At 61.4% G+C, this 10688-nt stretch carries 12 protein-coding genes; 9 read left to right on the forward strand and 3 right to left on the reverse strand.

Features of this window, described 5'->3' with window-relative positions; genetic code table 11:
• Positions 1-105: 105 nt before the first annotated feature.
• Positions 106-855 carry an rRNA pseudouridine synthase gene (locus tag Q7T66_RS02030; RefSeq protein WP_304931587.1) on the forward strand — a complete coding sequence of 250 codons (750 nt, stop codon included), beginning with the start codon at positions 106-108 and terminating at the stop codon, positions 853-855.
• Positions 856-862: 7 nt separating this feature from the next.
• Here the strand turns inward: Q7T66_RS02030 and Q7T66_RS02035 are convergent, their stop codons facing one another.
• Complete coding sequence (locus tag Q7T66_RS02035; RefSeq protein ID WP_304931588.1) at positions 863-1354, reverse strand: YqaA family protein; 492 nt, start codon at positions 1352-1354, stop codon at positions 863-865.
• Positions 1355-1496: 142 nt separating this feature from the next.
• Between Q7T66_RS02035 and dusB the strand changes: the two genes are divergently transcribed.
• From dusB to purH, 3 genes are read left to right on the forward strand one after another with little or no spacing between them, the layout of a single operon-like run.
• Entirely contained in the window at positions 1497-2567 is a 1071-nt protein-coding gene (gene dusB, locus Q7T66_RS02040) for a tRNA dihydrouridine synthase DusB (protein ID WP_304931589.1), read from the forward strand.
• The gene (locus tag Q7T66_RS02045; protein WP_304931590.1) at positions 2564-2800 is read left to right on the forward strand and encodes a Fis family transcriptional regulator; all 237 of its coding nucleotides are present in this window, start codon (positions 2564-2566) and stop codon (positions 2798-2800) included. The genes dusB and Q7T66_RS02045 overlap by 4 nt, the downstream gene beginning before the upstream one ends.
• Positions 2801-2840: 40 nt before the next feature.
• Positions 2841-4436, forward strand: a complete 1596-nt coding sequence (purH, locus tag Q7T66_RS02050; protein WP_304931591.1) for a bifunctional phosphoribosylaminoimidazolecarboxamide formyltransferase/IMP cyclohydrolase — start codon at positions 2841-2843, stop codon at positions 4434-4436.
• Positions 4437-4454: 18 nt separating this feature from the next.
• Here purH and hemL read toward each other — a convergent pair whose 3' ends face one another.
• Positions 4455-5771, reverse strand: coding sequence for a glutamate-1-semialdehyde 2,1-aminomutase (hemL, locus tag Q7T66_RS02055; protein WP_304931592.1), 1317 nt, complete (start codon positions 5769-5771; stop codon positions 4455-4457).
• Positions 5755-6720: a bifunctional hydroxymethylpyrimidine kinase/phosphomethylpyrimidine kinase gene (locus Q7T66_RS02060; protein ID WP_304931593.1), complete on the reverse strand. Its 966-nt coding sequence runs from the start codon at positions 6718-6720 to the stop codon at positions 5755-5757. The genes hemL and Q7T66_RS02060 overlap by 17 nt, the downstream gene beginning before the upstream one ends.
• Positions 6721-6803: 83 nt before the next feature.
• Here Q7T66_RS02060 and Q7T66_RS02065 point away from each other — a divergent pair, with 83 nt between their 5' ends.
• From Q7T66_RS02065 to Q7T66_RS02085, 5 genes are all read left to right on the forward strand, one after another.
• Entirely contained in the window at positions 6804-6977 is a 174-nt protein-coding gene (locus tag Q7T66_RS02065; protein ID WP_304931594.1) for a rubredoxin, read from the forward strand.
• A 79-nt stretch (positions 6978-7056) separates the two neighbouring features.
• Entirely contained in the window at positions 7057-7455 is a 399-nt protein-coding gene (locus tag Q7T66_RS02070) for a PleD family two-component system response regulator (RefSeq protein WP_304931595.1), read from the forward strand.
• Positions 7455-7820 (forward strand): response regulator transcription factor, encoded by a 366-nt coding sequence (locus tag Q7T66_RS02075; protein WP_304931596.1) that lies wholly within the window; start codon positions 7455-7457, stop codon positions 7818-7820. Before Q7T66_RS02070 ends, Q7T66_RS02075 begins: the two co-directional genes overlap by 1 nt.
• A gap of 23 nt (positions 7821-7843) precedes the next feature.
• Positions 7844-8374 (forward strand): chemotaxis protein CheW, encoded by a 531-nt coding sequence (locus tag Q7T66_RS02080; RefSeq protein WP_304931597.1) that lies wholly within the window; start codon positions 7844-7846, stop codon positions 8372-8374.
• 32 nt (positions 8375-8406) lie between these two features.
• Positions 8407-10686, forward strand: coding sequence for a methyl-accepting chemotaxis protein (locus Q7T66_RS02085; protein WP_304931598.1), 2280 nt, complete (start codon positions 8407-8409; stop codon positions 10684-10686).
• The last annotated feature ends 2 nt before the right edge of the window (positions 10687-10688 follow it).

Genomic DNA, 10688 nt, shown 5'->3' on the forward strand with positions numbered 1-10688 from the left:
CTATTTGCCGCCGGGTTGTGCGTGTTTCATGCCTCTTTTATTGATGGGCGTATAAGCTATTAATTTAATAGCAAATTATTCAAGACTTTCGAGAGGCCATTGCCCATGACAGAACCCGTCCGCCTCGCCAAACGCCTGGCCCAGATGCTGGCCTGCTCACGTCGCGAGGCCGAGCAGTACATCGAGGGCGGCTGGGTGCGGGTGGACGGCGTGGTCGTCGAAGAGCCGCAGTTCCGGGTGCTGGCGCAAACAATCGAACTCGATCCCGATGCCAGCCTGCTGGCGCTGGCGCCGGTGACTCTGCTGCTGCACAAGCCGGACGGTTACGAGGCCGGCCTGGATGCTGGTCCGGCCCGGCCCGCCACGCCGGCTGCGCAGTTGCTCCTTGCGGCGAACCAGTTCAAGGACGACCGCTCCGGCATCCGGCCTTTGAGAAAACATTTCAGCGCGCAGACGCTGGCGACGCCGCTGGCCACCCTGGCCAGCGGCCTGGTGGTATTCACGCAGGACTGGCGCGTGGCGCGCAAGCTCAGCGAAGACGCCTCGGTGATGGAACACGAGGTGATTGTCGAAGTCACCGGTGCTCTCGCCCCCGAGGGTTTGCAGCGGCTCAACCGCATCGAGCATGGTTTTACTTTCGATGGGGTGCTGCTGCCGCCCGCCAAAGTGAGCTGGCAAAACGAAACCCGCCTGCGCTTTGCGCTCAAGGGCGAGCGGCCCGGGCAGATTGCCTATATGTGCGAAAGCGTCGGGCTCAGCGTGCAGGCGATGAAGCGTCTCCGTGTCGGCCGCGTGCCCATGAGCAGCCTGCCGACAGGCCAGTGGCGCTATCTGCTGCCGCACGAACGCTTTTAGCCGACGCCTAGGCGCCCAGAAATTTGAAGCCGCCCGGGAAGGCCCAGATCAGCGTGCCTGTCATCATGACGTAGCGGGCAAACTTGCCGACCGCCATATAGGCCACGCATGGCCAGAATGGGAATTTGAGCCAGCCGGCGACGGCGCACAACGGGTCCCCGACCGCCGGCAGCCAGGCCAGCAGGCAGGCTTTGGGCCCCAGCTTTTCCAGCCAGCGGATGGCCCGGCCGTGATGTGTCGAGTGCGCGTATTTGTCAACCACCTTGTGCGCGCCGTAACCCAGCCACCAGTCCAGCGCGCCGCCCAGCGTGTTGCCTGCCGTGGCTACCAGCACCGCCGGCCAGAACAGGTGCGGGTTGAGTTTGACGAGTCCGAACAGCACCGGCTCGGAGCCCAGCGGCAGCAGGGTGGCGGAGATGAACGACACCACGAACACCGTGCTCAAACCATACTCGGGCAAAGCCAGCGCTTCAATCAGGTGTCGTAGCCATATTTCCATGTAACGCCGAGTATAGGCAGCGTGGAAACGTTTAGCCGGCAGGCAAGACGCTTACAAATGCGCGTTGATTTTTTCAGTGCCCAAATTTTAGGCAGTTACAATTGACCTTCGTTCTTCAGCATTGATTCACTTCGCACGTCCCATGAACATCGGCCCTTATGTTTTGGCAAACAATCTGTTTGCCGCGCCGATGGCGGGTGTCACCGACCGGCCATTCCGGCGTTTGTGCAAAGCGCTGGGGGCGGGCTACGCGGTCAGTGAGATGGTGAGCTCGCGGCGCGAGCTGCGGGGCACGCTGAAGACTTCGCGCCGCGCCAACCATGATGGCGAAGTGGCGCCGATTGCGGTGCAGATCGCCGGGACCGACGCGCGGATGATGGCCGAAGCGGCCGCCTACAACATCGATCACGGCGCGCAGATCATCGACATCAACATGGGCTGCCCGGCCAAGAAGGTCTGCAACAAATGGGCCGGCTCGGCCCTGATGCAGGACGAGCCGCTGGCCCTGGCCATCGTCGAGGCCGTCGTCGCCGCCTGCGCGCCGCAGGGCGTTCCGGTCACCCTGAAAATGCGCACCGGCTGGACCGAGTCGCATAAAAATGCCGTCGCACTGGCGCGCGTGTTGGAGTCCGCCGGCGTACAGATGATCACCGTCCATGGCCGCACCCGCGCGCAGGGCTACAAGGGGCAGGCCGAGTACGACACGATTGCTGCCGTCAAGGCGGCCGTGTCTGTCCCGGTGGTGGCCAATGGCGACATAGCCACGCCCGAAAAAGCCCGCGATGTGCTGACCTACACCCGGGCCGACGCGGTGATGATTGGCCGTGCAGCGCAGGGCCGGCCCTGGATTTTTCGCGAAATCGCGCATTTCATGGCGACCGGCATACATCTTGCTCCACCGCTGGTGGCCGAGGTCAAACGCCTGCTGCTCGATCATCTGCTGGACCATTACGCACTGTATGGCGCTTTCCGCGGCGTGCATACCGCGCGCAAGCATATAGGCTGGTATGTCAGGGCGCTGCCGGGCGGAGAAGCCTTTCGCGGGCGCATGAACCTGCTGGAGGACTGCGAGGCGCAGTGGCAGGCCGTGGCCGATTTTTTTGATGCGCTGGGCCAGCGCGTGGACCGCATGCCGGTGCCGGCGGATGATGCAGCGCAGGCTGCGGCGGGCGACAATGAACATCAGGACAAGAAGGAGGGAGAGCCTGCATGAGCAAAAAATACATAGAAGAGTGCGTGCGCACCAGTCTGGAGGGGTATTTCAAGGACTTGCGCGGTACCGAGCCCGATGGCATGTACGACATGATGGTGCGCGTGGTCGAGAAACCGCTGCTGGAGGTGGTGATGCAGCACGCCGAGCACAATCAGTCGCGGGCCGCCGAATGGCTGGGCCTGAACCGCAACACGCTGCGTAAAAAACTCGTCGAACACAAATTGATCCAGTGAGCCGGGGCCGCCCTGGCCTCCAAGAAAATAAAAGAAACGCATGAACGCATTGATTTCCGTCTCCGACAAAACCGGCATCGTTGAATTTGCACGCGCGCTGCACGCGCTGGGCATCAAGCTGATCTCCACCGGCGGCACCGCCAAGCTGCTGGCTGAGCAGGGTCTGCCGGTCACCGAAGTTGCCGTATTGACAGGTTTTCCCGAAATGCTCGACGGCCGCGTCAAGACCCTTCATCCGAATGTGCATGGCGGTTTGCTGGCGCGCCGTGATGTGCCTGAGCACATGGCCGCGCTGAAGGCCCGCGGCATAGATACCATCGACCTGCTGGTCGTCAACCTGTACCCGTTTGAAGCCACTGTCGCCCAGTCCGGCTGCACGCTGGAAGACGCGATTGAAAACATCGACATTGGCGGCCCGGCCATGGTGCGCTCGGCGGCCAAGAACTGGAAAGACGTGGCGGTGCTGACCGATGCATCGCAGTACGCCGGCGTGCTCGAAGAGATCAAGACCGGCAAGCTCGGTGACGCCACCAAATTTGCGCTGTCGGTGGCCGCGTTCAACCGCATCAGCCAGTACGACGGCGCCATCAGCGATTACCTCTCGGGCATCCAGCCCGACGGCACGCACAGCCTGTTCCCCGGCCAAGCCAATGGCCGCTTCATCAAGGTGCAGGACCTGCGTTACGGCGAAAATTCGCACCAGCAGGCCGCGCTGTACCGCGATTTGCACCCAGCTCCCGGCTCGCTGGTGACGGCCAGACAGTTGCAGGGCAAGGCGCTGTCGTACAACAACATCGCCGATGCCGACGCGGCCTGGGAATGCGTCAAGAGCTTCACCACGGACGCCAAAGGCGGACTTGAACAGTCCGCGGCCTGCGTCATCGTCAAGCACGCCAACCCCTGCGGTGCGGCCATCGGCGCCGATGCGCTGGAGGCTTACGGCAAGGCCTTCAAGACCGACCCGACCTCGGCCTTCGGCGGCATCATTGCGCTGAACTGCACGCTGGACGAACGCGCCGCGCAGCAGATTTCCAAACAGTTTGTCGAGGTGCTGATGGCCCCGAGCTTCACGCCGCAGGCGCTGGAAGTGTTCAAGACCAAGGTCAACGTGCGCATCCTGCAGATTGATCTGCCGCCAGGCGGCGATACCGCGTGGAAACAGGGCCGCAACCTGATGGACGTCAAGCGCGTGGGCTCCGGCCTGCTGATGCAGACCGCCGACAACCACGAGCTGGCGCTGGCCGACCTGAAGGTGGTCAGCAAGCTGCAGCCCACACCGGCGCAATTGCAGGACCTGCTGTTCGCCTGGAAAGTGGCCAAATACGTCAAGTCCAATGCGATCGTGTTCTGCGCCGGCGGCATGACCCTGGGTGTCGGCGCCGGCCAGATGAGCCGCATCGACTCGGCGCGGATTGCCTCCATCAAGGCAGCCAATGCCGGCCTGGTGCTGACCGGCTCGGCGGTTGCCAGCGACGCTTTCTTTCCCTTCCGCGACGGCCTCGATGTGGTGGTCGATGTGGGGGCCACCTGCGTGATTCAGCCCGGTGGCAGTATGCGCGATGAAGAAGTGATTGCCGCCGCCGACGAGCGCGGCGTGGTGATGGTGCTGACCGGTGTGCGTCACTTCCGGCACTGAACCGGTTTCTTGCGCTGCTCAGCCCCCGGCGAAAAACCGCGCGGCAGCATCCGCCGTGGCTTCAATGTCGGCCGCCGTGTGCGCCGAACTGACGAAGCCCGCCTCGTAAAGTGCCGGCGCGTAATACACGCCTTTGTCCAGCATGGCATGGAAGAAGCGGTTGAAGGCCGGGCTGTCGGTCGTCATCACCGTTGCGTAATTTTGCGGCAGCCGGTCCAGCAGGAAAAAGCCGAACATGCCGCCTTCGCTGTCGGCGCAAAAGGTGACACCGGCTTTGGTTGCGGCTTGCGTCAGGCTGTTGGTCAGGTTGCGGGTGCGTTCACCCAGTGCTTCATAAAACCCGGGTTTGGCGACTTCACGCAAGGTCGCCAGTCCGCAGGCCGTGGCCACCGGGTTGCCCGACAGCGTGCCGGCCTGGTACACCGGGCCCAGCGGCGCCAGTTGCTCCATCACCGCGCGGCTACCGCCAAAGGCCGCCAGCGGCATGCCGCCACCTATGACTTTGCCCAGCACCGTCATGTCGGGCTGGAAGCCGGGGATGCTTTTCGCATAAACGCTTTGCGCGCCGCCCAGCGCCACCCGAAAACCGGTCATCACCTCATCAAAGATCAGTAGCACGCCGTATTGGGTACACAGCTCGCGGCAGCGTTTCATGAAGGGCACGCTGGCCCGCACGAAGTTCATGTTGCCGGCAATCGGCTCGATCATCAGGCAGGCGGTGGCGCGGCCATGCAGTGCAAAGGCCTCTTCGAGCTGAGCGATGTGGTTGTATTCGAGCACCAGCGTGTGTTGCACCACCTCGGGCGGTACGCCGGCGCTGGTCGGGTTGCCAAAGGTCGCCAGCCCGGAGCCGGCCTTGACCAGCAGCGCATCGGCATGGCCGTGGTAACAGCCTTCGAATTTGATGATCTTGCTGCGGCCGGTGGCGCCGCGCGCCAGCCGGATCGCGCTCATCGCCGCTTCTGTGCCGGAACTGACCAGGCGCAGCATCTCGATGGAAGGCAGCCGTCGCACGATTTCTTCGGCCAGTTCCACCTCGCGTTCGGTCGGCGCACCGTAGGAAAAACCTTCCAGCACGGCCTGCTGCACGGCCGCGACGACGGCGGGGTGGCCGTGGCCCAGAATCATCGGCCCCCAGGAGCCGATGTAGTCGATGTAGCGCTGGCCGTCGGCGTCCCAGAAATACGCTCCTTTGGCGCGCTGCACAAAACGCGGTGTGCCGCCGACCGCCTTGAAGGCGCGCACCGGCGAATTGACGCCGCCGGGGATCAGCGCCTTGGCGCGCTCGAACAAGATCGCGTTGCGGGAATTGTCAAGATTAGTGTTTGGTGCCATGGGTCGGTAAATCGAAAGGGGGCAGGGGAAGCAGGGGGTCGTCCGGGTCACCGTCTGCCGCCTCGTCATCATCGTCGTCCTGCTCACCGGTGTCCGTCTGCGCCCAAAACAGGCGATCCGGCACGATGTTGCCCATGCCCGGGTGAAAACCCGCATCCAGGCTGTGATCGAGGTAGGCCAGCGCCTCGGCGGTGGCGGCCTGCAGGCTGTGACCATTGGCCACCAAGGCAGACAAAGCAGCCGTCAGCGTGTCGCCGGCGCCGGCAAACACCGCTTCAAAACGCTCGAATTTTTCGCTGTAAAGAACGGCTTGCGGCGTGGCCAGCACATTGTCGATGAATTGCTCGGGCAAGGGGATGCCGGTGACCAGCGTGTAAGGCACGCCGAAGTCGGAGGCTGCCTTGGCGATATCTCGTGCCGACGGGCTTTTTTTGCCGGCCCAGTCCGGCAGCAGCCAGCGCCACAAGCTGCTGTGGTTGCCCACCAGCACGGTGGTTTGCGGCAACATCAGCTCGCGGAAAGCATCCAGGTAGTTGTCGATGGCCTCATCCTCCCACCATGACAGGTTGGGCATGTAGGCGATCAGCGGCACATCGGCGTAATCTGATGCGATCTCTGCGATGGCACTGATATTTTCCGGATTTCCGACAAACCCGACCTTGATGGCGCTGACCGGCATGTCTTCGAGCGTGGTGCGCGCCTGTTCGGCGACAGCCTCTTCATCGAAGGAAATATGGTCGAAAATCTCGGCCGTGTCGCGCACATAAGTCCCGGTGACGACCGCCAGCGCGTGTGCGCCGGCAGACGTCATGGCGGTGATGTCTGCCGTCAAGCCGCCCGCACCGCTGGGGTCATTGGCGTTGAAGGTCATGACGCAGGCGGGAGAAGTTTCGCTGTCGTCTTCTTCGATTTGCAGCGTATCCAGAGGAGGTGGGTTGGGGTTTGCCATAGGCTTGGATTTTTGCCTTGTACACGAATAAGCAACGCCGCCTCGATACAATTGTTGCATTCTATTCGAAGGCAACTTAAGCTGTGACTCAAACGATGACCTGGATGTGTTTAATTTGTGGGTGGATTTATGATGAAGCGATTGGCGCGCCAGAACATGGCATTGCGGCGGGAACTCCTTGGGAGCAGGTTCCCATGAATTGGACCTGTCCCGAATGCGGGGCGCGAAAAGAAGATTTTGAAATGGTTCAGGTCTGAATGGCCCGGTCAGTTCTAACTAGCCAAGCGTGCCGCCGGCGTCATGGTGCCGGCGGCACGTTCATAAGGAGCGCAGTCAGTGAGTATTACCAGTTCCGGGATCAAGGTCTTGGTCATAGACGACAGCAACACCATACGGCGCAGCGCCGAGATATTCTTGAAACAGGGTGGCCATGAGGTATTGCTCGCGGACGACGGCTTCGATGCCCTCTCCAAAGTCAATGACTATCTGCCCGACCTGATTTTCTGCGACATTCTGATGCCTCGCCTGGACGGTTACCAGACTTGCGCGATCATCAAGCGCAACCCGAAATTTTCAAGTGTACCGATTGTGATGCTGTCTTCAAAGGACGGCGTTTTCGATAAAGCAAGAGGCAGGATGGTAGGCTCCCAAGACTACCTGACCAAACCGTTCACCAAAGACCAGCTGTTACAAACCGTTCAGGAGCTTGGCAGCGCAAAACAAGGAGTAGCGTAATGGCAATTAAAAAAATTCTGATCGTGGATGACTCAAAAACCGAGTTGATGTACATGACCGATCTTCTGGTCAAGAAAGGCTTCGCGGTGAAAACCGCCGAGAATGCGGAAGACGCCTTTCGTCGGCTTGCCGAGGAAAAACCGGATATGATTTTGATGGATGTGGTGATGCCCGGGCAAAATGGCTTTCAGCTCACGCGGGCCATCACCCGGGATCCCCTGTATGCCGATGTACCCATCATCATGTGTACCAGCAAGAATCAGGAAACCGACCGTGTCTGGGGGATGCGTCAGGGCGCCAAGGACTACATCACCAAACCGGTCGATGTTGGCGACTTGATGGTCAAAATCAAGGCGCTGGGCTGATCCCCCACCAATTTTACTAAAGCATGGCCAACCGACAAGCGCTTAGAGAGTTGCAAAGCCGCCTGGCCGACAGGCTGCAGGCCGCCAAGACCCAGGGTGTGACGGCTTCCTGGCTGGCCGTGGAGGCGGGGGATGGAAAATACCTGTTTCCCCTGAACCAGTCCGGAGAGATTTTCCCGTGGGTCGGTGCGCAAAATGTGCCTTACACGCAAGCCTGGTTTGCGGGCGTTGCCAATTTGCGCGGTGGCTTGTATGGCATTGTGGACCTGGCGAGTTTCGTGACCGGAAAAGTCCCGCCGCCACGCAGCGAACTGGCGCGCACCGAATCACGGCTGGTTGCGCTCAACAGCGCGCTTGAAATCAATTGTGCGCTGCAGATCGACAAGCTGACCGGATTGCGCCATCCGGAAGAGTTCACCGATTTTTCCGAAAAGTTGCCCGAATCACCGGAATTTTTCGGCCACAGCTACGTCGATGCCAACGGCGACACCTGGCAGGAAATCAACCTGCAGTCGCTTGCGCAGCAAGCCCATTTTTTGACCATCAGCGCTTAGCGCGTTATCACGTTTTCCCCGGAAGGCTCACCATGTCTGTCATTGAAAAAATTCAGAAACTATTCAAAACAAAGCCCGTGTCACGCCAGGACAGCATGGATCATGTTTCGCTGGACATGTCGGCCGATCCTTCGGCGACGGGGGCGATGGACGCGACGAGCAGCACGACCGCCATGGCTCGGGCGGGCGATGGTGCCAACGCCGGCCCTGACAGCCTGGCCTCGGGGGACGCCTCTGAAAAGGCCGAGTTGTTGTCGCTGCCGGTATTGGGCCGGCGGCCCATGGGGGAGCACCAGCGGATATTGGTGATTTTGCTGGGTTTCGCGGTGGTCGTGCTGGGTTCCGTGACATTTGTCGCCCTGAACCAGGCCGACAGAGTCGCGCAGCAGGTGGCGGCTACCGGGGACTCCATGATGCAGGCGCAGCGTCTTGCGAAAGCAGTGTCGCAGGCGATGCTGGGCAGTGCCCCGGCCTTTCCCGAGGTGCGCGAGAGCTCCGACGCGCTGGCCAAAGCCGTGCGCGGCCTGAAGGCCGGCGAGGCGTCGATGCACCTGGAGCCGGTTGCCGACGAGCTTCAGGCGGATGTCGCCACGGTGACGCCGCTCATGGAGCGCGCCGAGAAAAACTCGGCGACGGTGATGGGGCAGCAGGCGATTTTGACCCAGGTGGGCAACGCCTTGCGCACGATTAACCGGCAGTCCTCGGAACTGCTTGAAATCGCCGAAACGGTCTCCTCGCTCAAGCTTCAACAAAACGCGGCCCCGGAAGAAATTGCCGCAGCCGGCCAGTTGGTGATGCTGACGCAGCGTATCGGTAAATCGGCCAATGAGTTTCTGACCATGGAAGGCGTGAGTCCGGAGGCCGTCTTTTTGCTGGGCAAGGATTTGAATTCGTTCAAGGAAATCGCTCAGGGCTTGCTCGGAGGCAGTTCCGATCTGCGTCTGGCAGCTTCCAAAGACCCGCAAACACGGGAGCGGCTCGAAGCCCTGCTGGTGGTGTATGAGCAGACCCGCGTACAGGCGGGTGCGATTCTGGGCAACTTGCAGGGCCTGGTGTCGGCGCGTGAGGCCCAAGCATTGATTATTTCCGACAGTGAGGCCTTGCGTCGCGGCCTGGAGGATATTCTGCACAAGCTGTCATCGCAGACCGGTCTGGGTGTCGCGGCGCTGACCAGCTTGGCGGTGGCCGCCGCTTTTGCGCTGCTTTTCGCCGCAGGTCTGGCCCGCTTGCAGATTCTGGACAGCCGGCAACGCCAGGGTGTTGCCGAGAGCCAGCGGCTGGAAGCCAAAGAGCAGGAGCAGGATGCCAAACGCGTCAATGATGCCAACCAGGCCGCCATTTTGCGATTGATGAACGAATTGCAGACAGTGGCTGAAGGCGACTTGACCCAGGAGGCGACGGTGACCGAGGACATCACCGGCGCTATTGCCGACTCGGTGAACTACACGGTGGAAGAGTTGCGTCAACTGGTGGGCAACGTGCAAAACACGGTGACACGGGTGGCGCAAACGACCGCTCAGGTGGAAAGCACGTCCACCGAACTGCTGGCGGCGTCCACCGAGCAACTGCGCGAAATTCGCGAAACCGGCCAGTCGGTGCTCGACATGGCGACCCGAATCAACCAGGTGTCCAGCCAGGCGCAGGAATCTTCCCAGGTGGCGCGCCAATCGCTGACCGCCGCCGAATCGGGTTTGCAGGCGGTGCAAAACGCCATTACCGGCATGAACTCGATCCGCGATCAGATTCAGGAAACCTCCAAACGGATCAAACGCTTGGGGGAATCGTCCCAGGAGATTGGCGAGATCACCGAGCTGATTTCCGACATTACCGAGCAGACCAACGTGCTCGCGCTCAATGCCGCCATTCAGGCCGCGTCAGCCGGCGAAGCCGGGCGGGGCTTCTCTGTGGTGGCCGAAGAGGTGCAGCGTCTGGCTGAACGTTCCGCCGATGCGGCACGACAGATTTCGGCGCTGGTGAAGGCGATTCAGACCGATACCCAGGATGCGGTAGCCGCCATGGAACGCTCCACGCAAGGGGTGGTCGAAGGAGCCAAACTGTCCGACAATGCCGGTACGGCACTGACCGAAATCGACCAGGTGTCACGCCGGCTGGCTGAGCTGATTGAGCAGATTTCCGCCGCGGCTTCCAGGGAAGCCGAATCGGCGAACGTGGTTGCCGGCAACATGCAGCACATTTTCGCGGTGACGGAACAAACCGGAGAAGGTACGCGATCCACCGCCCAGCAGGTGCGTGACTTGTCCCGGATGGCCGAAGAGCTCAGGCAGTCCGTCTCGCGATTCAAGATCGCCTGATA

The organism is Herminiimonas sp. (genome assembly GCF_030655415.1).

Coding starts and splice junctions, on each gene's coding strand:
- Q7T66_RS02075 (WP_304931596.1), top strand. CDS start 7,455: ATGGCAATTAAAAAAATTCTGATCGTGGATGACTCAAAAACCGAGTTG.
- Q7T66_RS02030 (WP_304931587.1), top strand. CDS start 106: ATGACAGAACCCGTCCGCCTCGCCAAACGCCTGGCCCAGATGCTGGCC.
- Q7T66_RS02085 (WP_304931598.1), top strand. CDS start 8,407: ATGTCTGTCATTGAAAAAATTCAGAAACTATTCAAAACAAAGCCCGTG.
- hemL (WP_304931592.1), bottom strand. CDS start 5,771: ATGGCACCAAACACTAATCTTGACAATTCCCGCAACGCGATCTTGTTC.
- Q7T66_RS02035 (WP_304931588.1), bottom strand. CDS start 1,354: ATGGAAATATGGCTACGACACCTGATTGAAGCGCTGGCTTTGCCCGAG.
- Q7T66_RS02045 (WP_304931590.1), top strand. CDS start 2,564: ATGAGCAAAAAATACATAGAAGAGTGCGTGCGCACCAGTCTGGAGGGG.
- dusB (WP_304931589.1), top strand. CDS start 1,497: ATGAACATCGGCCCTTATGTTTTGGCAAACAATCTGTTTGCCGCGCCG.
- Q7T66_RS02060 (WP_304931593.1), bottom strand. CDS start 6,720: ATGGCAAACCCCAACCCACCTCCTCTGGATACGCTGCAAATCGAAGAA.
- Q7T66_RS02080 (WP_304931597.1), top strand. CDS start 7,844: ATGGCCAACCGACAAGCGCTTAGAGAGTTGCAAAGCCGCCTGGCCGAC.
- purH (WP_304931591.1), top strand. CDS start 2,841: ATGAACGCATTGATTTCCGTCTCCGACAAAACCGGCATCGTTGAATTT.